Consider the following 24,497-nt stretch of genomic DNA (forward strand, 5'->3'; position numbering starts at 1 on the left):
ATCGGGCGATTCAATCCAAATCAATATCGATCTAGCCCCTGGATGCGGAAATGAAATTCTGGACAATTCTCGCCTCCGGCTTTGGCGCGGGCTACGCGCCCAAGGCGCCGGGCACGTTTGGCTCACTCGTGGGATTGGCGCTCGGGGCGGCGCTGTTGTATTATGGGCATCTGCCGCTGCTGCTGGGGATCGTGGTGTTCTCGGTGGTGGGGGTGGAGGCGATCCGCGCAACGGGCAATGCCGCGCACGACCCCAAATGGATTGTGGTTGACGAGATCGCCGGGCAGATGATCCCGCTTCTGATGCTCAGCCATGTGGGAGTTATGGGGATGGTATTCAGTTTCGCGCTGTTCCGGCTGTTCGATATTTTCAAGCCCGGGCCGGTGGGCTGGGCCGATGCGCGGCATGATGAATATGGCGTGATGGGCGATGACCTGATCGCCGGGGTGATGGCGGCGGTTGTGGTGGCGCTGTTGCGCCTGGTGCTGCCGCTATGAGCGCCGCGCGGCTGGTGGAGGTTTGCAAGGCCAAGGGGCTGACCATCGCCACGGCGGAGAGCTGCACGGGCGGGATGATCGCCGCCGCCATTACCGCGGTGCCAGGGGCCTCGGCGGTGTTTACCCATGGGTTTGTCACCTACTCCAACGCCGCGAAGACGCAGATGCTGGGCGTGCCCGATGAGCTGATCGCGGAGGTTGGCGCGGTATCGGAAGCGGTGGCGGGGTGCATGGCCATTGAGGCGCGGGAGAAATCAGGGGCGGATCTGGCGGTTTCGGTCACCGGGATCGCGGGGCCAGATGGCGGCAGCGCGCTCAAGCCCGTGGGAACGGTGTGGTTCGGCCTGGCGATGGCCAGCGGGGTCACCATCTATCATAAGGTTTTCAGCGGCGGCCGCGATGAAGTGCGGCAGGCGAGTGTGGCATTCGCCCTGGAGCTGTTGAGCGAGGGAGCGCACGCATGAGCAAGAATTTGGGCGTATGGGAAAAAGCCAAGCGCGAGGGCCGCAAGATGAGCATGATAACGGCCTATGACTACCCTTTTGCGCGCCTCGCCGACGCGGCCGGGGTGGACGCCGTGCTGGTGGGCGATTCGCTGGGCATGATGGTGGCCGGCGATGCCGATACGCTGAAGGTTTCACTCGAGCAGATGGTGTATCATACGCGCATTGTGGCGAAGGGCGTGGCCAAAGCGCTGGTAATGGCCGATCTGCCGTTTGGCAGCTTTGAGGAAGGCCCGGCGCAGGCCTTCGCGGCGGCGGCGAGATTGCTGAAGGCGGGCGCGGATATCGTGAAGCTGGAGGGCGGAATGCCGATGGTGGAGACGGTGAGATATCTCTCGCAGCGGGCGATCCCGGTGTGCGCGCATATCGGGCTGACGCCGCAGCATGTGCGCCAGTTGGGCGGGTTCAAGCGCCAGGGCAAGACGCAGGAAGCCGCGACGCGGATTTTCGATGAGGCAATCGCGCTGGAGGAGGCCGGGGCGCGCATGGTGCTGATGGAGGCGATCCCCAGCGAACTGGCAGCCGAGATCACCAAACGGCTGAGCGTGCCGACAATCGGCATTGGCGCCGGGCCGGGCACGGACGGACAGGTGCTGGTGCTGCACGATGTGCTGGGGCTGAACATGGACCGCGCGCCAGGGTTTGCCCGCCAGTATGTGAACGGCGCGGCGCTGATGCAGGCGGCGCTGAGTGATTACGCCGCCGACGTGCGGGACGGAAAGTTCCCGGTTTAGCCGCATGCCCAAACCAGGCGCCGCAACCAAACCGCCAGCGGCGTTGGCCGCCACCTTTGTCAGCGCGGACGGGGTGCGGCAGGTGGAGTCGAAAGCCAGGCTGCGGGAGCTGGCCGCGGGGGGGCGGTTTTTTTGGCTCGATATCGCCGGTGGCAGTGTGGCCGCGCGGGCGGAACTGCTCAGCGAGCTGGAGCTGGACGAGGCCGACGCCACCTGGCTGCAACGCTTTGGCCAGACGGGGCGGATGACCATAGAGCGTGAGCGGTTGCTGGCGGTGACCTGGGTGGCGGAACACGGCCGGGGGTTGGTGGAGATACATGTGCTTTGCACCAGCACCAGCCTGCTGACCGTGTGGAACGGCACCTCAGCCGTGCTGGACGAAATACGGGAGCATTTCGCCGAACGGGCCGCGGCGCTGGAGAAAAGCCCGCACCATGCGGCGGGGATTCTGTTGCAGCTTCTGCTGGGCACGCTGCAACTGGCGATCAGCGAGCTCGACGACCGGTTTCAGACGATTGAGATGCAGCTTGGGCAAAAGCCGGAGAGCGTTGATTTTCCGGCGCTGACCGGGCGGTTCCAGACGCTGCAATCGGCGTGGTCGAATATCGACCGCTACAGCAGCGCGGTGCGCACCGCCATTGTCGGCGTGGAGGCTTTGCCGGGAATGAACCGGCATGCCGCCCGCGAGCTGAACGATTATGCCAGCCAGGTGGCCGATGTGGAGCGGCGGTTGCATGAGCGCAGCGAGTGGGCCGCGAAAATGTCGCAGGATTATGCCACGGCCATCGCGCAGCGCCAGGGCGAACAGATCAACCGCCTGACGATCGTGTCGCTTATTTTTCTGCCGCTGACCTTTCTGACCGGGTTTTTCGGCATGAATTTTTTCTGGCTGGAACGCCTGATCAGCGGCGGCGGAGCATTTCTCATGCTGGGGATATTGCTGCCGGTGCTCGTGGTTATCGCCGTGGTTGCGTGGCTGAAGCGTTTGAGATTGCTCTGAGTTTATAATCCCGGCGGCCAGTTCGGCGCACCGGTTCATGGCCCGGTGGAATCGCTCCGCGCGCCGAGCGGATTGCACTGCCGGGGAGATTGCCGGTAAGCATGCGGACGAAAGGCCTGGTTTCACCTCGCGGGCCGACCATGGAGGCCTGTGCAACAATTCTCCGAGAAACCCGATGCCCTGCCTGAGGACCCCCGCCCCGCGGGTGCGCTCCGGCGGTTTTTCAGGCTGCTGGGGCCGGGGGTGATCACCGGCGCGGCGGATGATGATCCCTCCGGCATCGCCACCTACTCCCAGACCGGCGCACAATTCGGCTTTGGCCAGCTCTGGACAGCACTTTACCAGATACCGCTGATGGTGGCGGTGCAGGAATGCTGCGCGCGGATCGGCTCGGTGACCGGCCAGGGCCTGGCCGGGGTGATCCGCCAGCATTACAGCCGCTCGATCCTGGTTGTGATGGTGCTGCTCGTGGTGGTGGCCAACACCATCAACATCGGCGCGGACATCGGCGCGGTGGCGGCGGCGGCGCAGCTGGTGGTGAAGGCGCCGCTCTGGGTGTTCACGGTGTTGACCACGGTGATCGTGGTGACGCTGGAGGTGCAGATCAGCTATAAAACCTACGCGAAGGCGCTGAAATGGCTGGCGCTGGCGCTGCTGGCCTATCCGGCGACGGCTTTCATGATCAAGGAGCCGTGGGGCGAGATTTTGCGCGCCACCGTGATTCCGCATGTTGAGTTTTCGTTTCAATTTCTCTTCATCGTCACCGGCGTGTTCGGCACCTCGATCTCGCCATATATGTTTTTCTGGCAGGCATCCGAGGAAGTTGAGGAGGAAATCGCCCTGGGGGTGACCAACGGGGATGACGGACAACCCCGGCTGCCCTGGGACTTTCTCAGCAATATGCGCATCGATACCGCGGTTGGCATGGTCTTCGCGGAGCTGGCGCAATGGTTCATCATAATCACCACCGGCTCGGTGCTGTTTCGCCATGGGATCACGAATATCGCCACGGCGGCCGACGCGGCGGCGGCGCTGGAGCCGCTGGTGCGCTCCTTCCCCAACTCCGGCCAGGTGGCGCGCGATTTGTTCGCCGTGGGGGTGATCGGCCTGGGGCTGCTCGCGATTCCGGTGCTGGCTGGCTCGGCGGCCTATGCGATGGCCGAGGCCTTTCAGTGGCGGGAGGGATTGTCGCGCAAGTTTGGCGAGGCGCGCGGGTTTTATGGCGTCATTATCGTCTCAACGGGGGTCGGCCTGCTGCTGAATTTCACGCATATCAACCCGATGAAGGCGCTGGTGTTCACCGCCGTGTTCAACGGCATCGCCGCGGTGCCGCTGTTGTTCATCATCGCGCGGATCAATGCCAGCCAGGAGATATTGGGATTAAACCGGGGCGGCCCGATATCGCGGACGCTGGTGTGGCTGACCTTTGGCGTCATGGGGATGTGCGCGCTGGGAATGTTTGCCACATTGCTGCCCTGAAGCCGGGGTTTGCTTGGGCGGGAAACAGGCGCAGTGTCGGCGCACCGGAACAACACAGGAGAGACAACGCCATGTCAGCCACTTACCGGGAAGCCGTCGCCGTGTTCGATACTGCCGAGGCGCTCGACGCGGCGGTATTCGCGCTGGAGACGCATGGGTTTGACCGTGCCGCGTTCTCGCTGCTGGCCAGCGAGGAAGCGGTGGAGCAGAAGCTTGGCCACCGCTATCAGCTGGTCAAGGAAATGGAGGATAATCCGGCAGCCCCGCGCGATACGTTTTATTCGCGGATCTCCCGGCTGGAGGCAACCTATTTGCCGGCCCCTGCCCTGGCTGCCATCGGCGGCCTGATGTTTGCGGGCGCCACCGTGGCCTTGCCGGCCGTGATCGCGGCCGGCGGCGGATTTTTGCTCGGCGCCGCGATGGGCGGATTGATCCACCACCACCATGCCGCGCGGGTGAAGGAGCAACTGGAACGCGGCGGGCTGGTGCTGTGGGTGGGCGTGCGCGACGCCGCCCAGGAAGAGAAGGCGCTGCAAATCCTGCGCGAGCATTCCGCCCATGATGTGCATGCGCATGAGGTACAGCTCTGAGGCGGACGCATGGAGTTGCTTGACGCACTGATGGCCGAGGATTTCCGCCGTGTCGCCGAGGCGCGGCATGCGGCGGGAAACCGGGTGCGGCTGCTGCGCGACGGGCCGGAGACGTTTGCCGCATGGCTGAGCGCGATCAATACGGCGAAGCGGTATGTGTGGCTGGAGAACTACATCATCCAGGAAGATGCCACAGGGGCCACGTTCGCGCAGGCGCTGATCGCGGCGGCGGGGCGCGGGGTGGCGGTGCGGGTGCTGTATGACTGGCTGGGCTGCCTGCGCCGGACCAGCCCGAGCTTCTGGCAGAAGCTGCGCGCGGGCGGAGTCGAGGTGCGCGAATATAATCGGCCAAATGTGCTGCATCCGTTGCATTGGATCAGCCGGGACCATCGCAAGGTGCTCTGCGTGGATGGGGATAGCGCCTTTACCGGGGGCTTATGCATCGGTCAGGACTGGGCGGGGGATGCGGCGCGCAATATTGCGCCGTGGCGCGATACGGCGGTGGCGATCGAGGGTCCGGCTGTGCCGTATCTGGATGCCGCTTTCGTGGATAGCTGGGAGGCGGCCGGCGGGCTGCCGCAACGCGATATGGAGGTTGCGCCGGGCGCCCCTGTGCTGCCAGGGGACGTGGATGTCTCGGTGATCGCGGGGCGGCCGGATAGTCTGGGATTATACCGGCTGGAGCAGCTGATCGCGGAGATCGCGGAGCGCAGGCTCTGGCTGACGGATGGGTATTTTGTCGCCACCACCGCCTATGTGCGCGCCCTGGCCGGGGCGGCGCGCGCGGGGGTGGATGTGCGGCTGCTGGTGCCCGGCTCCAGCGACTGGCCGCTGGTGGGCGCGCTCTCGAAATCAGCCTACCGCCCGCTGCTGCAGGCGGGGGTGCGGGTGTTTGAGTGGAACGGGCCGATGTTGCACGCCAAGACCGCCGTGGCGGATGGGTGCTGGAGCCGGATCGGGTCGAGCAACTCCAATCTGGCGAGCTGGATCACCAACCGTGAGCTGGACGTGACCATAAAGGACCATGCGCTCGCAGGGCAGATGGAGGCGATGTACGAGGCGGACATGACCAACGCGACCGAGGTGGTGCTGGCGCGCGGGCGCAGCGGGATACCAAGGCCGGTGGCGCCTGATGGCCATGCGCAGGAGCGCTCCCCCGCCAAGGCCGGGCGGCTGCTCTCGGGCGCTATCGGCCTTGGCAGCACGCTGAACGCCTCCTTCACCCGGCGGCGCCAGCTCGATCCCACGGAATCACTGGTGGTGCTGGGCGGCGGGCTGGTGTTGCTCGTGTTCGGGGCCGTGGCGGTTTTTCTGCCGCGGGTGATCGCCTGGGCGGTTGCGGCCTTCGCGCTTTGGCCCGGCGTGGGGCTGGTGGTGCGGGGGTTGAGACTCTGGTGGGCGAGCCGGAATGACGCTGCCCGCTGAGTTCAGGATCATCAGCTGGAATCTGCTGCACTCAGTGGGGGCCGAGGCCTCGCATGTGCGGGCGCTGATCGAGCAGCACGACCCTGATTTATGTTTGATGCAGGAGGCGACGGCGGGGATCGACGATCTGCCGGAGCGGCTGGGCGGGCATTATGCACGCGTGGCGCTGCCGGGCCGCCACCACGGGCTGGCAGCCTGGAGCAAGCGCCCGTTTCATGCGCCGGCGGGGAGTTTGGCCTTGCAGCGCGGCATGGTGGTGCGGCGGGTATGCCAGATACTCGACCTCGGCGGTTTCAGCGTGGCGAATGTGCATCTATCGCACGGGCAGTTGCTCAACCGGCGGCAGTTGCGCCGGATTGCCAGTGTGCTGCCGCACCGGGCGGCGATTCTGGGCGACTGCAACCTGCTGGGCGCGCCGCTGCTGCCGGGCTTTGAGGATGTGGGCGCGCGGATCGCGACGCACCGGATGAGCGGGGTGGTGCCGCTGCGGCTGGACCGCTGCTTCGTGCGCGGGCTGAGCTGCGTCTCTGCCGAGGTGTTGGCGCAAGGCGCCTCCGACCACCGGCCACTGCTGGTTGTGCTGGCATCTGGTTGAAGCCCCCCGGCATGAGCTACAAGCGCGTATGAGTGATGCGCGGCGGCCTAATCCGAGTAACGAGATCATGCGGCGCAAATGGGTAAGGCAGTTGCGCGATGCGCTGCTGCTGCCCCCTGCCCTGCTGTACGTGATCATCGAGGAGATTTTCTGGAACGGGGCGACGGCGCTGCTGCGCCAGATTGCGCGGACCTGGCCGGTAAGGGCCTTGCAGAAGCAACTTATGGCACTGCCCGCCCCGGTTATTCTGCCGCTGTTTCTGGTACCCGAGATTTTAAGCCATATCGGCGGGTTCTGGGCGGCCTATCTGGTCACCCGCGGGGAGTGGGCGGCCGCGATGGTGGCTGGAATCGTGATTAAAGGCAGCGCCACGCTGATGGTGGTGTGGATCTACCAGAGCTGCGAACGCAAGCTGCTCTCCATCCGCTGGTTCGCGGTGGTTCACCGGCAGGCGCTGCGCGGGCGCGACTGGGTGCTGGAGAAGATACGGCCGGGCAAAGAGCTGGCACTGCGGCTGCTGCGCCGCAGCCGGGCGGGTATCATCAGGCGTTTTGCGGCGATCCGCCAGGTGCTGGCGGCGAGGCTGGGGTTCCGCCGGCGGAGCTGAGATTTGGTGCGCTAGATCAATATATAGATGTTCACTATTCGCTGAGAAATGTGTAGACTTGCCCCTGAAAACAAAGAATGCGCCCGGACACCGGCGCGCAAAGGGGAAAAGTGATGTCTGTGGCGATTGCGGCGGGGGAACTGCCCCCGGCTGATCAGGTGGCGCAATTCGGCGCCGCGGTGGCGAGTGGGAGACTGCGGCGCCGGGCGCAAATGGTCTATGCGCTGCTGGTGGGGCTGGGCGTGGCGCCGCTGGCGCTGCATCTCTCGGCCGGATGGCAGGCCGCGGGGCTTGGGGTGATCTGCCCCGGCGCCGGTTTCCTGGCCGATGGCGGCTGGGCGGTGCTGCTGTTTCCCTTTGCCGTGGCGTTGATGTTCGCCGCCTTTGCCTCCTGGGTGCTAATGGCCAATGCCGTGGCACCGCTGGTGGTGTGGTTTGGCGGCGCGGCGCTGGCCGGTGGACTGGCAGGCGGGCATATTGCCCCTTGGGCCCCATGGGCAACGCTGTTGCTGACGGCGGGGTTCTTCGCGGGTTGCAGCTATTTGAGCCGTCGCACCATGGCGGGCGAGGCCGCACGGCGCGATGCGCGGGCGATTTATCTGCCGGCGGCCATGGCTGCGGTTGATGCGCGCGCGGTGGACGCCCCGGCGGCCGGTGAGCGGGAGATGAGCCCGGCGGACCTCGCCAGTTTGCGCTATGCGCTGGAGCGGGGATTACAGCCGGTGGATGGCTTTGCCGGGTTCGACGTGATCGAGCAGTTCCAGACATCCTCGGTGCGCTACCAGATCGATTATCTGTTATGGGCGCTGCAACTTTCGCAATGTTATTATACGCCGAATTTCCATGGGTATCTGAATCAGGCGCAGCGCAACCTGATCGGCAAGCTGACCGTGCCGATGGTGTGGAAGTGGTGGCGGTGGGAAAATCTGCTTGGCAATTTCAGCTTCAATCTGGACCCGATCGCCAAGGACAACATCATGTTCGGCGGCTTCTCCAGTAACCACATTGCACTTTATACAGCGCTGACCGGCGATGAACGGTATTTGGAGCCTGGCTCGCTGACCTTCCGCTGGAATGAAAGCATTGTGTTCAAACACGACTTGCGCACCGTGCTGGAAGCGGGGCGGAAAAATCAGCGCGAGGCGGTGTATGCGCCGCTGTATCCGTGCGAGCCGCGCCTGACCTATAGCGCGTGCAATTTATGGGGGCAGATGGCGCACCTGACCGCCGACCGGATCTTCGCGACAAATCATGCCCCCAAACTGCTGCATGATCTGAAACCGCTGCATATGTCGGAGATGATGGGTATTGACGGATCGCCCCATGCGGGGCGGATGACCGCGCTGGGGATCAGGATTCCGGTTTATACCTGCAACCATGTGGCGGCGATGTGGGGTTGGATGGCCTCGCCGTTTTTCCCCGACCTGAGCCGCCGCACCTGGGCGGCCTCGCGCGAGGAATGCGTGAGTTTTGGCGGCGATGGCGAAATTACGCTGGCGGCGGAAGCCTATGACCGGATTGATACCGGCAATTACAAAAAGAGCGAGGCGGGGCTGTATGCGCAATTTTTGATGCTCGCGCGCGAGCAGGGCGACCAGGAGGTGGCCGAGGCGATATTGCGCAAGCTGGATAAGGATTTCGGGCGCGTGGAACGCGATGGCGTGGTCTCCTACGCCAAGGCGTCCAACGTGAATAACGCGACCATTATCATGGGCCGGCTGCTGCGGCGCTTTGATATGCGCGGGCTGCTGCGCGATGGGCCGCCGCCGGGCGCGCTGAGCGGGCCAGTGCTGGCGGAAGCGAAATATCCTGATGTTCTGGTGGCAAAAGCGTATAGTGATGGCGAGGCGCTGGAGCTGGTACTGTATGCCGGCGGCGCGGCGGGGCCGCAGAAGCTGAAGCTGGGGCGGCTACGCCCGGGCCGGAGCTACGCGCTGGCGCCTGAAGGGTTGGTATTTTCCGCCGATGCGCAAGGCGGCGCCGAGATTGAGGTTATGCTCGAGGGCCGCACCCAAGTGAGCATTACGCCCGTGCGCGGGTGAGAGGATTGTAGGCATGGGCTGCTGTATTCTCGGAGCGATCATTTTCGGTTTTTTGATGCGGGCGGTGCGCGCGGTGCGCGGGCTGTTGGGTCTGGCGCCGGTGGCCGTAGAAAGGCCCAATGCCGCAATGTGGCGGTTGAACGCGGCTACACCCGAGCAGGCCAGCCTGACCTGGGCGCGGCCGCTGCGCGCGCAATTGGCGATGAGCGCGGTGATGATGCCGTTTTCACTCTACATCGCCTATTCGCTGCATGTGGCGCGGTTGATGCTGCAATTTGCTCTGCTGTCCGGCCTGCCGGTGAGCGCGCTGCTGCCTTACTGCCACTGAAATTAACCGGCGCCGCGAGAGCGCGGGCGGGCATCGCTGATTTATGCCGCTATTGCGCTCGACTGCTTTTTTTTCCGTATTGCTTGATCGGGCGCCCGGCGAGGGCTCAGCTCTCACCACTGAGAAATTCCGCCAGGACGCCTGCGAGGAGCGAGAAAATGATCGCCTTTTTGGGGTCACGGCGGACCAGATAGGCGGCTAGGCTCAGGGCTGTGCTGATTGTGACGTTAAACTGCGCCAGCCTCGCGCGCTCCCGGGCCTGGGCAGCACGCAGCGCGGCGCTGCCGATCAGTCCGCTGGCCGCGGCCAGCGCCAGCAGGGTGCCGCCGGTGATGAGACAGGCAACCGCAGGGGTAAAATGCCCGCACAACCATATATAGGTGGCGGCGATGAAAAACCCGAGGGCCGCGAGTGCCAGCGCCAGAACGGCCACACCCATGGCCCCCCAAAGGGCCGAAGCCCTGGCATAGAAGCTCACATGCCGGGAGAGAGACACGGCGCGCCTAGCGATGGCGCAGCAAATTGGCCGCCAATAAGCCGATGCCAAAAGCGATGGCGACGCTGGTGACGGGGCGCTCGGCGACTTCCTTCTCGAGCCGGGAGACCGCGCCCTTGCCGGCATCCTTAGCCTTGCCGCCAAAACTCTCCAGCTGGTGCTCAAGGGCCGCCAGCCGCGCCGCCACTTCCTCGCTGTGCAGATAGGTGTTGAAATGTTCCAGTGCCTCCGCGGGGTTGGCGCTGAGTTTGGTCTTCATTCCGGCCAGTTCGGCGCGGAAGCGGTTGAACTCCTGTTTCAGGAAATTGATCTCGGTGGCGTCGGTATCAGTATGGGGGCCGGTCATGCTCTGAACTCCTGAAGGGGCTGCTATAGCGCAACAGAGTATAAGCTTTTTGACACTAAACAGCTATCATTGCTTATCTTACACAATCTCATACTGAAACGGACAAGGGCCGGAGCTGGTGCCTGCTTGCTTGTCTTGCACCACGCGGGGGGCGGTGGCATGTCGCTTAGGGTATGCAGCGATTCCTTGACCTGTTTATTGCCGGCCCGATTCTTTTTGTGGCGCTTTCGCTCGGGGCCGGCGGCCCGGCGGCGGCGGCGATGATGGGTGCGCCGGTCTCCCTGGCGCCGCTGGTGCGCGCGGTGGCGCCGGTTGTTGTTGGCATTACCGTAACACAAGCGCCCGGCACGCCGGCTAAATCCGGCCCGGCGGGCGGCGTTGCGGAGGCTGCCGGTTCGGGCTTCATCATCAGCCGGGATGGAATGATTGTCACCAACGACCATGTCATCGCCGGAGCGGCCCGGATTATGGTGACGCTAAACGACGGTGAGCAATTTCCGGCGAAACTGGCGGGGGCGGACGATCTGACCGATATCGCCATTATTAAAATTACGTCACCCCATCCGCTGCCCACGGCGGCCTGGGGCAACTCGGCCAACGCCCAGGTGGGCGACTGGGTGCTGGCGGCGGGCAACCCCTTCGCGCTGGGCAACTCGTTCACCCTGGGTATTATTTCCGCCGAAGGGCGCGATATCGGCGATGGGCCGTTCGACCATTTTCTTCAGCTGGACGCGCCGATCAACCCCGGCAATTCGGGCGGCCCCGCGTTCAATATGGCGGGGGCGGTCATTGGTATAAATTCAGCCATCGTCTCGCCTTCCGGCGGTTCGGTGGGCATCGGCTTCGCCATTCCCAGCAACAGCGCGCGGCCCATCGTGATGGCGTTGATCGCGCATGGAGAGATCGCGCGCGGGTGGCTCGGCATCTCGGTTGCCGACCCGTCCAACGGCGCGGGCCAAGGGGCGCAGATTACCGGCGTGGAGCCCGGCGGCCCCGCCGCCAGGGCGGGTTTGACCGCCGCGGAGATCGTGATTTCAGTCAATGGCCAGCCGGTTGCGGGCGCCACCGCGCTGACACGGGCCATTGCCTCCATGGCGCCGGGGACTAAGGTGCGGCTTGGGGTTAGTGATAATCAACACATATTCGACCTGCCGGTAACAATCGACCGCAGGCCGGTACAATTGGGAGAATAGCGATGCGTATACTCGTCGTCGAAGACGATAAGGACGTTGCTGGATTTGTTTTGAAGGGCCTGCGCGAGGCGGGGCATACCGTGGAACATGCCGATAACGGGCGGGATGGGTTGTTCCTTGCCGCGTCGGAGAACTTTGACGCCATCATCCTGGACCGGATGCTGCCCGGCGGGATCGACGGGTTACGCCTGCTGGAGACATTGCGCGCGCAGGATAACGCGACGCCGGTGCTCTTCCTCTCGGCGCTGAGCCAGGTGGATGACCGGGTGAAAGGGCTGAAGGCCGGTGGCGATGACTACCTGACCAAGCCTTTCGCCTTCGCCGAGCTGCTGGCCAGGGTGGAGGCGCTGACCCGGCGCGGCAAGAGCGACGGCCCGGCCACCAAGCTGACCGTGGGGGACCTGGAAATGGATTTACTCTCGCGCAGCGTGCGCCGGGGCACGCAGAAGATAGACCTGCAGCCGCGCGAATTCCGCCTGCTGGAATATCTGATGCGCCACGCCGGACAGGTGGTGACGCGCACCATGCTGCTGGAGGGCGTGTGGGACTATCATTTCGACCCGCAGACCAATGTGATCGACGTGCATGTATCGCGCCTGCGCCAGAAGATCGACAAACCCTTCGAGCTGCCGCTGCTGCATACGGTGCGCAACGCCGGTTACATGCTGCGCGCGGAAGAGGTGTAACGCGGCAACCAGCGGGATTTTAGATGGAGACAATCCCGGCACCGGGGCCTGAACCGGCCGAGCGCAAACCCGGGCGGGTAAAACCGCCCCGCGAGGCCCGCGCCCGGGCAAAGCCGCTGATTAAATCAACCGGCATCCGCTTTGCGGTGACCTATGCCGTGGTGTTTGGCCTCTCGGCCTTCACCCTGGCGTTTTCACTGTGGTATTCCACGGTCGGCCTGCTGCAGCGCCAGGTGGAATTCGCGATTCTCAACGATGCCACGGCGCTGAATGAGCACTACCAGATCGGCGGCCTGCCCTCGCTCATCAACGCCATCCATGGCCGGTTGACCGATTCAGGCGACAGCGACGGCATTTATCTGCTGCTCGACCCGCTCGGCAACCATATCATCGGCAACCTGGACCAATGGCCTCAGGGCCTCAACCAGATCAACACCTGGTATGAACTGCCCGTCACCCGCAAGGGCGTGCGCTCTGTTTCGCTGCTGCGCGCCTATACGCTGAGCGGCGGCGAGCAGCTGCTGATCGGCCGGGACGTGAGCGCCAGGGCGCAGCTGCGCAACGTGATGCGCGATGCGCTGCTCTGGGCCCTGGGCCTGATGATCCTGCTCGGCCTGCTCGGCGCTGTGCTCATACGCTCGATGTTCCGGCGCATGATCCGCGATATCTCGACCACCACGCGCGCCATCGCGCTCGGCGATCTGACACGGCGTATCCCCAAGCATGGCGATGGCGACGAATTCGACGAATTGGCGGAAATCATCAACGATATGCTGGAGCGTATTTCCCGGCTGATGGACGGCGTGCGCCAGGTCTCCAACGCCATCGCCCATGACCTGCGCACACCCATCACCCGCGCGCGCACCCGCCTGGAAGACGCGGCCCTGCACGCCCATACCGAGGAAGACCTGCAATCGGCCATCGAGCGGGCGATGCTGGACCTGGATGGTGTCGTTGGCGTGTTTGAGGCGCTGCTGCGTATTGCGGAGATCGAGGCGGGATCGCGCCGCGCCGCCTTCGCCCCCATCGACCTCGCGCCGATGCTGCATGATATCGACGAACTCTACCGCGCCGTCGCCGAGGAACGCGGGTTGATTTTGGATACCAAGATCGACAGCCCCCTGCCCCTGCTCGGCGACCGCGAGCTGGTGCAACAGGCGGTCGCCAACCTGCTCGACAATGCGCTGAAATTCTCGGCATCAGGAACCACCATCGGCTTCACCGCCCGGATGGAAGAATCCCTGATCGAAATCAGCATCGCCGATAGCGGCCCTGGAATCTCCGATGAAGACCGCAACCGCGCCACCGAACGCTTCTTCCGCGCTGAATCCGCGCGCTCGACCGCAGGCTCCGGCCTCGGGCTCGCCCTCGTCGCCGCTGTCGCACAACTCCACAACGGCACACTGCGCCTGGCCAACAACAACCCCGGCCTGCGGGCCATCATCACGCTTCCGGCGCGGCGGGGGTAGATCAACCGGCCTGTTTACGCTTGCAGGCGGTCCTCGGCGCCTATGCCAAGCTGCTTGAGCTTGCGGTGCAGGGCGCTGCGTTCCATGCCGACGAAATGAGCGGTGCGGCTGATATTGCCGCCAAAGCGCAGCAACTGGGATTGCAGGTACTGAGTTTCGAACACGTCGCGCGCTTCGCGCAGCGGCAGGGCCATGACATCGGCGGCGGGGTCTATGGCCAGGGCGCGCGGGGCGTGGGCGGAGAGTTCGGTGGGCAGGTGTTCGGCGCGGAAAACCTCGGTCTCGCTGGAGCGCATGATCATCAGCCAGTCCATGATGTTGCGCAGCTGGCGGACGTTGCCGGGCCAGTCATGCGCCTGCAGGGCGGCGATGGCGTCCGACCCCAGGGTGCGCGGCGGCAGGCCGGAAATTTCGGCCGCGCGGGCCAGAAAATCAGCCGCCAGGGCGGGGATATCCTCGCGGCGCTCCTTCAGCGAGGGCACGCGCAGCGGCACCACGGCCAGGCGGTAGTAGAGATCCTCGCGGAAATGACCGGCGGCGATCGCGCTGGCGAGGTCCTTGGCGGTGGAGGCCAGCACGCGGATATCCACCTTCACACGCGAATTGGCGCCGCCGCCGACTCGCTCGAAGCTTTGCTCCTGTAATACGCGGGCGATCTTACCCTGGGTTTCCAGCGGCATATCGGCCACTTCGTCGAGCAGCAGGGTGCCGCCATGGGCGCGCTCCAGCACGCCCACCTTGCGCGGGGCGGCGTGGGGGTCGGCGCCTGCCTCGACGCCGAAAAGCTCCACCTCGAAGCGCTCGGGCGCGAGAATGGCACAGTTGAGGGCGACGAAGGGGCCATCGGCACGGCGGGACTGCGCGTGGATCATGCGCGCCACGGTTTCCTTGCCGGAGCCGGGAGCGCCGGTGATGAGCACACGCGAGCCGGTGGGGGCGACGCGGTCGATCGAGGCTTTCAGGCTGACGATGCCGTGCCCCTCGCCGGTCAGGCTGGTCTCGGAGCCGACGCGCAGGCGCAACTCCGCGTTTTCCGCCTCCAGCCGGGCCGCTTCCAGGGCGCGGCGCACGACCAGCAGCAGACGGTCCGAGTTGAAGGGTTTTTCGATAAAGTCATACGCGCCGCGCTGGATCGCCGCGACCGCGGTTTCAATGGTGCCGTGGCCGGAGATCATCACCACCGGGACGCGCGGCTGCTCCTGGTGCAGCACGTCGAGAATGCCGATGCCATCGAGCTTGGAGCCTTGCAGCCAGACATCGAGGATCACCAGCGCGGGGCGGCGGGCGCGGTAGGCGGCAATGGCATCGTCCGAATTGCCGGCGCTGCGGGCCTCGAAACCTTCGTCGCGGAGAATCGCTTCGACCAGCAGGCGGATATCCGGCTCGTCGTCGACGATCAGGATTTCAGTCATGTCGCGGGCAACTCCTTAACATTATCGTTTTTGCTTTCAGGCTCAACCGGCAGCGCGGGCAGAATAAGGCTGACCTTGGCGCCGGGTCCATCCGGCAACTGGTCAAGTTCCAGCCGCCCTCCATGGTCCTCCATGATCTTGCGGACAATGGCAAGACCAAGCCCGGTGCCTTTGGGCTTGTGCGTCACATAGGGTTCGGTCAGCCGGGCGCGGTCGGTCTCGGGCAGGCCGATGCCGTCGTCTGTCACGCTGAGTACCGCATGATCGTCCTGCGCGGCGAGGGTCAAAGTGACATGGCTGGCGCCCGGGCGCATGGCCACTGCATCGGCCGCGTTGGCGAGCAGGTTGGTGAGCGCCTGGCCGATGAGGCGGCGGTCGCAGATGGCGCGCAAGGAGGTTGCAATGCGGACATCCCAGTTGATCTCGCGGTGCGCGACGCGCTGCAGCACCATGGCCTCGCGCGCGATGCGCTCCAGCGACTCCTCGCGCATCACCGGGGCGGGCATGCGCGCGAAGGTGGAGAATTCGTCCACCATGCGGCCGATGTCACCCACATGGCGCACAATGGTGTCGGCGCATTGGGAGAAGCCTTCAGGGTCGGAGGTGATCTCCTTGGTGAAGCGGCGCTTCAGGCGTTCGGCGGAAAGCTGGATGGGTGTGAGCGGGTTTTTGATCTCATGCGCGATGCGCCGGGCCACGTCGGCCCAGGCGGCCTTGCGCTGGGCGGAGAGCAGCTCGGTCACGTCATCAAAGGTGACGATGAAGCCGTCCGGCTCGCCGGCCTTCATTTCCGCGCCGATGCGCACCAGCAGCACGCGCTTGTGCATTGCCGGGCCGTGTTCGATTTCCGCGGTCACCGGGCGCTCGGGATTGGCCATCACGGCGTTGATGAGACCCTCGAATTCAGGCACGATTTCGACCAGATACTGGCCGATTTCCGCCTCCAGGCCGATGCGCAGCAATTCGGAGGCGGCGCGGTTGGGCAGCTCGATGCGGCCCTTGTTGTCCAGCCCGATCACCCCGGCGGAAACACCCGCCAGCACGGTCTCAGTAAAACGCCGCCGCGCGTCGAGCTGGCCGTTGACATCCATCAGCTCCGTGCGTTGTGCAGCGAGCTGTGCCGTCATGCGGTTGAAGGCGCGCGAGAGCCCGGCCATCTCATCGCCCGTATCACGCTCGGGCACACGCACGGAGAGATCACCCGCGCGCACATTCTCCGCCGCGCGGATTAAGTGGCCGATCGGCTTGGCGATCTGGTTGGCGATGACCAGACCAAAACCGACCAGCGCCGAGAGCACCAGCAGGGAGAGAATGGCGATGACCAGCGCGAAGGAGATTTCCAACCCGGCGCGGTTTTTCGAGAGCCGCTGGTATTCGGCCACGGCCTGCTCGGTCTTGTTCACATGGTCGAGAATCGCCGGGTCGATCGGCTTCTCGATCATCAGCATCATCGGCGGCGTGATGTCGAGCTTGATGACCGCCTGCTCCACCGTGCTGCCCTGCGGGCTGAAAACCGGAACCTGGCCGGTCTGCGCCAGGGATATCTGGCGCTGGTCGGGCACCGAGGCGGCGAAACCGGCGAACAGCCCGGCGGAGGCGACGATCTCGCCGTTCAGCGGCTCGAAGATCACCGCCTGGGTGAGGCCGCGTATCGTCGCCTGATTGACCAGATAGCGGGCAAACTCGTTGGGGTCGCCAAAAAACACCGAGCCATTCTGGGAGAGATCATTGGCCATGGCCAGGGCGTCGAGCCGGATGTCGTTGTCATGTTCGGCGAGGTAGCCCTGGGCGACCTGGTTGCTCTCGTCCAGCGCGGTTTGAACCCTCTGGTTGAACCAGGCCTGAATGCCGAAATTGAAGAACACGATGGCGAACACGGCCACCAGAATCGCGGGCACCGCCGCCACGCCGCCGAAAAGAAACACCAGCTGCACATGCAACCGCGCCCCGGCGGCGCCGCGCCTGTGTTCCAGCACCACGCGCACCACGCGCCCGACCAGCAGGATGATGAGCAACAGCAGCGCCGCGAAATCGGCGACGATCAGGCCGATTGCCACGCCCGAATGGACATCCAGCTTCACCCGCCCCGCCAGGATCGCGAACGAGGCGATGCCGAGGAACAAGGCGATCGAGGCCACCAGCAGGGTCGAGACCCGGCCCAGCATGATGTCCAGCAAAGACCCGCGCAGGGTTCGCGGCGTTGTAGCGGCGCCCGGCATCATCCCACCCGGCGCTGCACGCCGATGCCGTGCTCGCGGATTTTTTTGCGCAGGGTGTTGCGGTTGAGGCCCAGCAGGGCGGCGGCGCGGATCTGGTTGCCGCGGGTTTCCGCAAGCGTCATGCGGATCAGCGGCCGCTCCAGCTCGGCCAGGGCGCGTTCGTAGAGCACACCCTCCTCGCCTGACTCGCGGATCGCGGCAAGCAGGCGCGCGACATGGCGTTCCACCACGGCGGCCATGGTGTCGGCTTCGTCGCCGGGGACGGTCTGAGGCTCCTCGGCCACGGTGTAATCGGCGAGTTCCTGCGTCAGTATGGCTTCGGTGATGACCGGCTGCGGCACCAGGGCGGCGAGGCGGCGGATCAGGTTTTCAAGCTCGCGCACATTCCCCGGCCAGCGGTAGGCGGAGAGCATGGCCATTGCCGCCGCGTCGATGGTCTTGCCGGGCAGGCCCTCGCTCTGCGCCTTGTTGAGAAAGTGCTGGGCCAGCACGGGGATATCATCGGGGCGCTCACGCAGGGGCGGCAGGCGGATGGGCACGACGTTGAGGCGGTAGAACAGGTCTTCGCGGAACTGGCCCGAGCGGATGAGCGCCCGCAGGTCACGGTGGGTGGCAGCGACAATGCGGGCATTGGCGCGGATGGGCTGACGGCCGCCGACGGTGGTGAACTCGCCTTCCTGCAAAACGCGCAGCAGGCGGGTCTGGGCTTCTGGCGGCATGTCGCCGATTTCATCCAGGAAGAGCGTGCCGCCCGCAGCCTGCTCAAAACGGCCGACATGGCGGTTGGTGGCGCCGGTGAAGGCGCCTCGCTCGTGGCCGAACAACTCACTCTCAATCAGCTCGCGCGGGATCGCCGCCATGTTGATGGCGACGAACGGCCCGGCGCGGCGGCGGCCGTAGTCATGCAGGGCGCGGGCGACGAGTTCCTTGCCGGCGCCGGATTCGCCGTTGATCATCACGGTGAGGTCAGTGGTGGTGAGGCGGGCGATGATGCGGTAGATTTCCTGCATCGCCGGGCTGCGGCCGATCAGCGGCAGATTTTCATCGCCCGTGGGCTTGGGCGCCTGCGTGCCGCCGGCGGCATAGACCGGCTGTTTCAGCGCGCGGTCCACCACTGCGAGCAGTTCGCCGAGGTCAAAAGGTTTTGGCAGATAGTCAAATGCGCCGCGCTGGGTGGCCTGCACCGCGGTGGTGAGGGTGGATTGCGCGCTCATCACGATGATCGGCAGTTCGGGGCGGATGCGTTTGATGCGCGGGATCAGGTCCAGGCCGTTCTCATCGGGCATGATGACATCGGTGATCACCACGTCGCCCTCGCCGTCCTCCACCCAGCGCCACAGCGTGGCCGCCGAGGAGGTGGCGCGCACCTGATAGCCCGAGCGGCCTAGCGCCTGGGTCAGCACGGTGCGGATCGAGCGGTCGTCATCGGCGATCAGAACGGTTGGCACGGTGCTCATCAATGGTTACTTTCCGGGGGGTCTTCGTAGACGGGCAGATGGATGCGAAATTCGGTACGGCCGGGGCGGCTGTCCACGTCGATCAACCCGCCGTGGTCGGCGACGATTTTGGCGACCAGCGCCAGGCCCAGCCCGCTGCCCGCGGCCTTGGTGGTGATGAAGGGCTCGAACAGATGGCGGCGGATGTCCTCGGGGATGCCGGGGCCGTTATCGCGCACCGAGACGAAGATCGGCAGGTTGGCGCGGCCCCGCCCGGAGGAGGCGGAGAGACGCACGCCATGCTGGAAGCCGGTGGTGAGGTGAATTTCGCCGTCCGGGCGGTCCATGCTGTCAATGGATTCGGCGGCGTTTTTGACCAGGTTGAGCAGCACCTGGATGAGCTGGTCGCGGCTGCCCTGCACATGCGGCAGGCTTGGGTCGTAGGATTCGATGAATTTAATGCGCTGCGCGAAGCCTGAACGGGCGAGCTTGCGCACATGTTCCAAAACGCGGTGAATGTTCACCGCCTGACGCTCCAGCTTCTTCTCGCCAAAGGTTTCCATGCGCTCAACCATGGCGCGGATGCGGTCGGCCTCCTCGCGGATCAGCACGGCAAGCTCACGGTCCTCGGCCGTGGCGCTGGCCTCCAGCAACTGCGCGGCACCCCTGATTCCCGACAGGGGGTTTTTCACCTCATGCGCCAGAATCGCCGCCATGCCGGTGATGCTGCGCGCCGCGTTACGGGCGGACATCTGCTGGTCCAACGCGCGCGCCGCCGATTCGTCCTGCAAGGTAAGCACCACGCAGCCGGGCACTTCCTGCAACGGGGCGGCCTGCACGGTGCAACCCCTGCGCAGCAGGCGGGGACCCTCCAGGATCATGTCATGCTCGGCGACGGTAACACCGGCGCGCCGCGCCCGCTCCAGCAGCAGGAAAAGCGGGTGGTCCAGCGGCAGAATGTCACACAAGTTGCTATGCAGCAGCAGCGCCTTGGAGGAGCCGAAAAACTCCTCCGCCGCGTAATTCACCGAACAGAACGTGTCGTTCTCGTCCAGCACGGCCACCGCCAGCGGTAGCGCGTCAAAAATTTGCAGGGGGTCTACCCGGACCTCACGTGCGGCCACGGGCTTGCGATTGACCATGCCAAAGGCTTTTCTGATACCGCTCACTTTGCGCCCCTTGCGTAAATAGTCACGCCGCCAGCGCCATTTCGTCCTGACGGATAAAGCCGGATTCGATCAGCGGGTCATAAAATGCGTCAATCAGCGCTTCCACCGCCGCGCCATTGTCCAGCCGGTTCATCTGCGCGCGGAAGGCGGCCGAGCCGCGTAGGCCGTGGCTGTACCAGGAGACATGTTTGCGCGCGAGGCGCACGCCGCCCTTTTCGCCAAAATGCGCGCGGATGGCGGCGTAGTGGCGCAGCAGGATTTCCTTCTGCGCGGCCAGGGTGGGCGGGGCGGTGTGCGCGCCGGTAAGCAGATAGTCCGCCACCTGCTTGAGAAACCAGGGGCGCCCGTAGGCGCCGCGGCCGATCATCACGCCATCAGCCCCCGAGCGGCGCAGCGCCTCGGCGGCTTTTGCCTCGGTGGTGATGTCGCCATTGACGATGAGGGGGATTTTGACCGCGTTTTTGACGCTGGCGATGAAATCCCAGTCCGCCACGCCCTCATAGAACTGCTGGCGGGTGCGGCCATGCACGGTAACCATGGCGATGCCCGACGCTTCCGCAATTCGCGCCAGGGTGGGCGCGTTCAGGCTGTTATGGTCCCAGCCCATGCGCATTTTAAGCGTCACCGGCACATCCACCGCCCCCACGGTGGCGGCCAGGATTTTACCGGCCAGAATTTCATCGCGCATCAACGCGGACCCGGCGGCCTGGCCGACCGCCACTTTTTTCACCGGGCAGCCAAAATTGATGTCGATCAGGTCCGCGCCGTTGGCCACCGCGATGCGCGCGGCCTCGGCCATGGCATCGGGCTCGCAGCCGGCAAGCTGCACCGAGGACGGGCCGCCACCAGCCACGACCTCGGCCATGCGCATGGTGTTGCGGTTTTCGCGCACCATCGCCCAGGAGGCGATCATCTCGGAGACCACAAGGCCAGCGCCGAGCGATTTGGCCAGGGCGCGGAACGGCAGATCGGTGACGCCCGAAAGCGGGGCCAGGATAACCGGGGTTTCCAACGTGACCGCGCGCGGCCCGTTGCCCAGGGTGATCGGCTTGATAAGAGGGGGCGAAACATTGCTCATGATTTGGGCAAACTACCGTCCGCACGCGGCGGGCGCAATCACCTTTTGGACATTTCCGTGGCACGGTTGACGTTAAGCCATGGCGGCTTCACATCTGCGGCGGATTACATTGGAGAGACTGGCATGATTCCGCGCATCGGTACCGGGTTTGACGTTCACGCCATGGCGGAAGGGCGCCCCATGATTATCTGCGGCGTGACGATACCGTTCGAAAAAGGGCTGGCCGGACATTCCGACGCCGATGTCGGCATCCACGCCTTATGCGACGCGATTTACGGCGCGCTGGCGGAGGGCGATATCGGACGGCATTTCCCCCCCTCCGAGAACACCTGGAAAGACGCCGACAGCGCGCGGTTTCTGCGCCATGCGGCGGAGCGGATCGCGGCGCGCGGGGGCAGACTCGCCAATGCCGATGTCACCATCATCTGCGAACGGCCAAAAATCACGCCGCACGCCCCCGCCATGCGGGCCAGGCTGGCGGAGCTGCTGGGTGTTGGCATTGACGCAATTTCAGTGAAGGCGACGACCACCGAGCAGTTGGGTTTCACCGGCCGGGGCGAGGGCATCGCGGCGCAGGCGGCGGTGATCGTGCTGGTGCCCGCATAAACCTGTATGATGTTGCAGCGGCTTAAGGACACCGGGCTAAGCAATGAAAAAGACTGCATTGTCCCGCGCGAAAGAGCATTGCTGCACTGCGCAAAAGCTTGTTGCGGCAGACCCCCCTGCCCGCATATAAAGGCTTCAGCAGGATGAGCTTGCTCTCCTGCTTTCTTGGACGTTTCCTCCCTAAACTTGGCGGCGCTGTATGCGCCGCCTTTTTTTTGTTGGGGTGCTCCGCGTTAAGCCAAACCCCACGGGCGGAGGTTAAGCGAAACCTCACGAGCAGAAAAGAAAGTGGGGGGCTTCTGTTGCCCGGTGCCCCCCGAACCGCGCTTAGCTGCTGTTTAGGCAGCGACCGCGAATGCTACGTTGTTATCGTTCGCATTTAAGTTATAGCCCGATAACGGCGGTACAATGCCGAGCAAAAGGTGGGTCTTTACCACGCGTGTCGAGTCTGTTTCACCCCCGTAAATCCGGGCGGCCCGATTCAGACTACGCGGCAACGCCGCTTCGTCATCGGGACGCCTGGAGCAACTGGTGGAGGTGCCGGGTACTGCCCCCGGGTCCACAACGATTATTCCACGCACCGTTTATCACCATAGCCAGCAAGCTGGCAGAACCTATATAGGCGCGTTATGAGGGATATGAAAGAGAGAGATTCATGACCCTCACGCCGGAACAGCAAACTGAGATCGAAACCGCGCGGGGTGGCGCCACGCCTACGTTGCGCCCCACCGTGCCGGCGCTGGAGGCCATGCTCTTCACCGCCATTCCGGTGCTGGACCACGGGTTTATCCGCGTGGTGGACTATATGGGCGACGATTCCGCCGTGGTGCAGGCCGCACGGGTCTCCTACGGGCGCGGCACCCGCAAGGCGCTGGAGGATGAAGGGCTGATCCGCTACCTCATGCGCCACCACCATTCCACGCCGTTTGAGATGTGCGAGATCAAATTTCACATAAAACTGCCGATCTTCGTGGCGCGGCAGTGGATTCGCCATCGCACCGCGAATGTGAACGAATATTCGGCGCGCTACTCCATCATGGACAAGGATTACTACATCCCGGCCCCCGGGCAGCTTGCCGCGCAGTCCTCCGATAACCGGCAAGGGCGTGGCGAGGTGCTGGATCAGCCAACCGCCGAGCGCGTGCTCAACCTGCTGCGCGCGGACGCGGAGCAGACCTATGGCCATTATGAGGACATGCTGGGCGAGGAGATCGGCCTGGCGCGCGAACTGGCGCGCATGAACCTGACGCTGAACACGTATACGCAATGGTATTGGAAGACGGATCTGCACAATCTCTTCCACTTCCTGCGCCTGCGCGCCGATAGCCACGCCCAGTATGAAATCCGCGTCTACGCCGAGGCGATGATGGAGACGGTGAAGGCCTGGGTTCCGCTCTCCTACGGTGCGTTCTGCGACTACCGGCTGGGCGCGGTGACATTTTCGGCGAAAATGATGACGGTGCTGAAGAAGCTTCTGGCTGATGAGCCGGTGGAACAGGCCGGCTCTGGCCTCTCCAAGCGCGAGTGGAGCGAGATGCTGGCCGCACTGGGGCGGTAACCTCGGGCGGCAACAAAAACGGCGCCCGCGAGGGGCGCCGTTAAAGGCAAGGCTGGATTTTGCAGCCAGATTACCGGCTGTTGCGCTGGCCGAAGAGTTGCAGCAGGAACATGAACAGGTTGATGAAGTTCAGATACAGGGTCAGCGCGTCATAAACACTGCGCTTGCCCGCCATTTCCACACCGTAGGACGAGCCATATTGCAGGTAGGTGGTTTTAATCCGCTGCGTGTCATACGCGGTGAGGCCGGTGAAGATGAGCACGCCGAGGATGCTGACCGCGAAGGCGACCGCCGGTGAGTGCAGGAAGATGTTCACCACCATGGCGATGAGGATGCCGATCAGGCCCATCATGAGGAAGCTGCCCATGCTGGTGAGGTCACGCTTGGTGGCGTAACCGTAAAGGCTGGTGCCCGCGAAGGTGCCTGCGGTGATGAAGAAGACTTCCGTGATGGAGGTCTGGGTGTAGATGAGGAAGATATTGGTCAGACTGGCGCCCATGGCGGCGCAAAAGGCCCAGAACAGCGCCTGCGCGGCGGTGGTGGAGAGCTTGTTCACGCCGAAGCTGAGCACCATGACGAAGGCGAGGGGTGCAAAGATGCTGATATAGGCCAGGCCGGAGGGCACATTGGCGTAGCTGCCGTCCGCCATCTGGCGCAGCGGGTAGAAGGCGTTCATCAGGCTGGTATGCGCGATACCGAAGGCGACCAGCCCGGTCAGCACCAGGCCGGAGGACATCCAGTTGTAGACATGCAGCATGTAGGCGCGCAGGCCCGCGTCCAGCGCCGCGGCGCCGGAGGCTGCGTAGCCGGACTGTGCCGTGCGATAGGAATTGGCATTGGGGTCATAAGCCATGGAATATATTCGCTCCTGAAAATGGCCATGCGGCCATGCGCTACAGATTCGTTGTTTCTGGTTACATTTCAAGTGACAACGTATTCATCCCACCAGCGGGACATTTTGCACAGGCAAGAAAAGGCACTCAGGCAACAAAAGCGCTTTTGTCCTTGACCGGCGGCAATAGCGCCGGT

At 64.4% G+C, this 24,497-nt stretch carries 23 protein-coding genes, 1 other RNA gene and 1 pseudogene; 16 read left to right on the forward strand and 9 right to left on the reverse strand.

Annotation, left to right across the window (positions count from 1 at the left end; all coding sequences use genetic code 11):
* Positions 1–50: 50 nt before the first annotated feature.
* From QQJ84_RS13790 to QQJ84_RS13840, 11 genes are all read left to right on the forward strand, one after another.
* Positions 51–497, forward strand: coding sequence for a phosphatidylglycerophosphatase A family protein (locus QQJ84_RS13790; protein WP_284258874.1), 447 nt, complete (start codon positions 51–53; stop codon positions 495–497).
* Positions 494–961 (forward strand): CinA family protein, encoded by a 468-nt coding sequence (locus tag QQJ84_RS13795; RefSeq protein WP_284258875.1) that lies wholly within the window; start codon positions 494–496, stop codon positions 959–961. The genes QQJ84_RS13790 and QQJ84_RS13795 overlap by 4 nt, the downstream gene beginning before the upstream one ends.
* Complete coding sequence (panB, locus tag QQJ84_RS13800; protein WP_284258876.1) at positions 958–1,734, forward strand: 3-methyl-2-oxobutanoate hydroxymethyltransferase; 777 nt, start codon at positions 958–960, stop codon at positions 1,732–1,734. Before QQJ84_RS13795 ends, panB begins: the two co-directional genes overlap by 4 nt.
* A gap of 4 nt (positions 1,735–1,738) precedes the next feature.
* Positions 1,739–2,734, forward strand: coding sequence for a CorA family divalent cation transporter (locus QQJ84_RS13805; RefSeq protein WP_284258877.1), 996 nt, complete (start codon positions 1,739–1,741; stop codon positions 2,732–2,734).
* Between the two features lie 150 nt (positions 2,735–2,884).
* The gene (locus QQJ84_RS13810) at positions 2,885–4,213 is read left to right on the forward strand and encodes an NRAMP family divalent metal transporter (protein WP_284258878.1); all 1,329 of its coding nucleotides are present in this window, start codon (positions 2,885–2,887) and stop codon (positions 4,211–4,213) included.
* A 71-nt stretch (positions 4,214–4,284) separates the two neighbouring features.
* On the forward strand, positions 4,285–4,803 hold the full coding sequence (locus QQJ84_RS13815) for a hypothetical protein (RefSeq protein ID WP_284258880.1): 519 nt from the start codon (positions 4,285–4,287) through the stop codon (positions 4,801–4,803).
* Positions 4,804–4,812: 9 nt separating this feature from the next.
* Positions 4,813–6,228: a phospholipase D-like domain-containing protein gene (locus QQJ84_RS13820; protein WP_284258881.1), complete on the forward strand. Its 1,416-nt coding sequence runs from the start codon at positions 4,813–4,815 to the stop codon at positions 6,226–6,228.
* Positions 6,212–6,823: an endonuclease/exonuclease/phosphatase family protein gene (locus QQJ84_RS13825; protein ID WP_284258883.1), complete on the forward strand. Its 612-nt coding sequence runs from the start codon at positions 6,212–6,214 to the stop codon at positions 6,821–6,823. The genes QQJ84_RS13820 and QQJ84_RS13825 overlap by 17 nt, the downstream gene beginning before the upstream one ends.
* 28 nt (positions 6,824–6,851) lie before the next feature.
* The gene (locus QQJ84_RS13830; protein WP_284258884.1) at positions 6,852–7,430 is read left to right on the forward strand and encodes a hypothetical protein; all 579 of its coding nucleotides are present in this window, start codon (positions 6,852–6,854) and stop codon (positions 7,428–7,430) included.
* 113 nt (positions 7,431–7,543) lie between these two features.
* Entirely contained in the window at positions 7,544–9,472 is a 1,929-nt protein-coding gene (locus QQJ84_RS13835; RefSeq protein ID WP_284258885.1) for a linalool dehydratase/isomerase domain-containing protein, read from the forward strand.
* A 13-nt stretch (positions 9,473–9,485) separates the two neighbouring features.
* Complete coding sequence (locus QQJ84_RS13840; RefSeq protein WP_284258886.1) at positions 9,486–9,800, forward strand: hypothetical protein; 315 nt, start codon at positions 9,486–9,488, stop codon at positions 9,798–9,800.
* Between the two features lie 106 nt (positions 9,801–9,906).
* On the opposite strand, the gene QQJ84_RS13845 is transcribed toward QQJ84_RS13840, so the two are convergent.
* Entirely contained in the window at positions 9,907–10,296 is a 390-nt protein-coding gene (locus tag QQJ84_RS13845; RefSeq protein WP_284258887.1) for a hypothetical protein, read from the reverse strand.
* A 7-nt stretch (positions 10,297–10,303) separates the two neighbouring features.
* Positions 10,304–10,642 (reverse strand): hypothetical protein, encoded by a 339-nt coding sequence (locus QQJ84_RS13850; RefSeq protein WP_284258888.1) that lies wholly within the window; start codon positions 10,640–10,642, stop codon positions 10,304–10,306.
* 173 nt (positions 10,643–10,815) lie between these two features.
* Between QQJ84_RS13850 and QQJ84_RS13855 the strand changes: the two genes are divergently transcribed.
* From QQJ84_RS13855 to QQJ84_RS13865, 3 genes are read left to right on the forward strand one after another with little or no spacing between them, the layout of a single operon-like run.
* Positions 10,816–11,835 (forward strand): S1C family serine protease, encoded by a 1,020-nt coding sequence (locus QQJ84_RS13855; protein ID WP_284258889.1) that lies wholly within the window; start codon positions 10,816–10,818, stop codon positions 11,833–11,835.
* Positions 11,836–11,837: 2 nt separating this feature from the next.
* The gene (locus QQJ84_RS13860; protein WP_284258890.1) at positions 11,838–12,521 is read left to right on the forward strand and encodes a winged helix-turn-helix domain-containing protein; all 684 of its coding nucleotides are present in this window, start codon (positions 11,838–11,840) and stop codon (positions 12,519–12,521) included.
* A 23-nt stretch (positions 12,522–12,544) separates the two neighbouring features.
* Positions 12,545–13,990, forward strand: coding sequence for a sensor histidine kinase (locus QQJ84_RS13865; RefSeq protein WP_284258891.1), 1,446 nt, complete (start codon positions 12,545–12,547; stop codon positions 13,988–13,990).
* A 14-nt stretch (positions 13,991–14,004) separates the two neighbouring features.
* Here the strand turns inward: QQJ84_RS13865 and ntrX are convergent, their stop codons facing one another.
* The 5 genes from ntrX to dusB are packed head-to-tail and all read right to left on the reverse strand — an operon-like array spanning position 14,005 to position 21,304.
* Positions 14,005–15,402, reverse strand: a complete 1,398-nt coding sequence (gene ntrX, locus QQJ84_RS13870; protein ID WP_284258892.1) for a nitrogen assimilation response regulator NtrX — start codon at positions 15,400–15,402, stop codon at positions 14,005–14,007.
* Positions 15,399–17,621, reverse strand: a complete 2,223-nt coding sequence (locus QQJ84_RS13875) for a sensor histidine kinase NtrY-like (protein ID WP_284258893.1) — start codon at positions 17,619–17,621, stop codon at positions 15,399–15,401. The genes ntrX and QQJ84_RS13875 overlap by 4 nt, the downstream gene beginning before the upstream one ends.
* Positions 17,621–19,078 (reverse strand): nitrogen regulation protein NR(I), encoded by a 1,458-nt coding sequence (gene ntrC, locus QQJ84_RS13880; RefSeq protein ID WP_284258894.1) that lies wholly within the window; start codon positions 19,076–19,078, stop codon positions 17,621–17,623. Before ntrC ends, QQJ84_RS13875 begins: the two co-directional genes overlap by 1 nt.
* Positions 19,078–20,226, reverse strand: a complete 1,149-nt coding sequence (locus QQJ84_RS13885) for a two-component system sensor histidine kinase NtrB (protein ID WP_284258895.1) — start codon at positions 20,224–20,226, stop codon at positions 19,078–19,080. The genes ntrC and QQJ84_RS13885 overlap by 1 nt, the downstream gene beginning before the upstream one ends.
* A 22-nt stretch (positions 20,227–20,248) precedes the next feature.
* Positions 20,249–21,304 (reverse strand): tRNA dihydrouridine synthase DusB, encoded by a 1,056-nt coding sequence (gene dusB, locus QQJ84_RS13890; protein ID WP_284258897.1) that lies wholly within the window; start codon positions 21,302–21,304, stop codon positions 20,249–20,251.
* Between the two features lie 123 nt (positions 21,305–21,427).
* On the opposite strand from dusB, the pseudogene ispF reads away from it, so the two are divergent.
* Positions 21,428–21,910 (forward strand): annotated as a pseudogene (gene ispF, locus QQJ84_RS13895) (2-C-methyl-D-erythritol 2,4-cyclodiphosphate synthase); the annotation flags it as partial.
* A 287-nt stretch (positions 21,911–22,197) separates the two neighbouring features.
* Here ispF and ssrA read toward each other — a convergent pair.
* Positions 22,198–22,558: a transfer-messenger RNA gene (gene ssrA, locus QQJ84_RS13900) on the reverse strand.
* Positions 22,559–22,565: 7 nt separating this feature from the next.
* Here ssrA and thyX point away from each other — a divergent pair.
* Entirely contained in the window at positions 22,566–23,468 is a 903-nt protein-coding gene (gene thyX, locus QQJ84_RS13905; RefSeq protein ID WP_284258898.1) for an FAD-dependent thymidylate synthase, read from the forward strand.
* A gap of 70 nt (positions 23,469–23,538) precedes the next feature.
* Here thyX and QQJ84_RS13910 read toward each other — a convergent pair whose 3' ends face one another.
* Complete coding sequence (locus QQJ84_RS13910; protein ID WP_284258900.1) at positions 23,539–24,321, reverse strand: Bax inhibitor-1/YccA family protein; 783 nt, start codon at positions 24,319–24,321, stop codon at positions 23,539–23,541.
* Positions 24,322–24,497: the final 176 nt, after the last annotated feature.

This window comes from Acidocella aquatica, assembly GCF_030160635.1.
Lineage (GTDB): Bacteria > Pseudomonadota > Alphaproteobacteria > Acetobacterales > Acetobacteraceae > Acidocella > Acidocella aquatica.

Excerpts from the sequence above, each read along its gene's own strand:
- QQJ84_RS13790 (WP_284258874.1), top strand. The coding sequence starts at position 51 with ATGAAATTCTGGACAATTCTCGCCTCCGGCTTTGGCGCGGGCTACGCG.
- QQJ84_RS13795 (WP_284258875.1), top strand. The coding sequence starts at position 494 with ATGAGCGCCGCGCGGCTGGTGGAGGTTTGCAAGGCCAAGGGGCTGACC.
- panB (WP_284258876.1), top strand. The coding sequence starts at position 958 with ATGAGCAAGAATTTGGGCGTATGGGAAAAAGCCAAGCGCGAGGGCCGC.
- QQJ84_RS13805 (WP_284258877.1), top strand. The coding sequence starts at position 1,739 with ATGCCCAAACCAGGCGCCGCAACCAAACCGCCAGCGGCGTTGGCCGCC.
- QQJ84_RS13815 (WP_284258880.1), top strand. The coding sequence starts at position 4,285 with ATGTCAGCCACTTACCGGGAAGCCGTCGCCGTGTTCGATACTGCCGAG.
- QQJ84_RS13820 (WP_284258881.1), top strand. The coding sequence starts at position 4,813 with ATGGAGTTGCTTGACGCACTGATGGCCGAGGATTTCCGCCGTGTCGCC.
- QQJ84_RS13825 (WP_284258883.1), top strand. The coding sequence starts at position 6,212 with ATGACGCTGCCCGCTGAGTTCAGGATCATCAGCTGGAATCTGCTGCAC.
- QQJ84_RS13830 (WP_284258884.1), top strand. The coding sequence starts at position 6,852 with ATGAGTGATGCGCGGCGGCCTAATCCGAGTAACGAGATCATGCGGCGC.
- QQJ84_RS13835 (WP_284258885.1), top strand. The coding sequence starts at position 7,544 with ATGTCTGTGGCGATTGCGGCGGGGGAACTGCCCCCGGCTGATCAGGTG.
- QQJ84_RS13840 (WP_284258886.1), top strand. The coding sequence starts at position 9,486 with ATGGGCTGCTGTATTCTCGGAGCGATCATTTTCGGTTTTTTGATGCGG.
- QQJ84_RS13850 (WP_284258888.1), bottom strand. The coding sequence starts at position 10,642 with ATGACCGGCCCCCATACTGATACCGACGCCACCGAGATCAATTTCCTG.
- QQJ84_RS13855 (WP_284258889.1), top strand. The coding sequence starts at position 10,816 with ATGCAGCGATTCCTTGACCTGTTTATTGCCGGCCCGATTCTTTTTGTG.
- QQJ84_RS13860 (WP_284258890.1), top strand. The coding sequence starts at position 11,838 with ATGCGTATACTCGTCGTCGAAGACGATAAGGACGTTGCTGGATTTGTT.
- QQJ84_RS13865 (WP_284258891.1), top strand. The coding sequence starts at position 12,545 with ATGGAGACAATCCCGGCACCGGGGCCTGAACCGGCCGAGCGCAAACCC.
- ntrX (WP_284258892.1), bottom strand. The coding sequence starts at position 15,402 with ATGACTGAAATCCTGATCGTCGACGACGAGCCGGATATCCGCCTGCTG.
- QQJ84_RS13875 (WP_284258893.1), bottom strand. The coding sequence starts at position 17,621 with ATGCCGGGCGCCGCTACAACGCCGCGAACCCTGCGCGGGTCTTTGCTG.
- ntrC (WP_284258894.1), bottom strand. The coding sequence starts at position 19,078 with ATGAGCACCGTGCCAACCGTTCTGATCGCCGATGACGACCGCTCGATC.
- dusB (WP_284258897.1), bottom strand. The coding sequence starts at position 21,304 with ATGAGCAATGTTTCGCCCCCTCTTATCAAGCCGATCACCCTGGGCAAC.
- thyX (WP_284258898.1), top strand. The coding sequence starts at position 22,566 with ATGACCCTCACGCCGGAACAGCAAACTGAGATCGAAACCGCGCGGGGT.
- QQJ84_RS13910 (WP_284258900.1), bottom strand. The coding sequence starts at position 24,321 with ATGGCTTATGACCCCAATGCCAATTCCTATCGCACGGCACAGTCCGGC.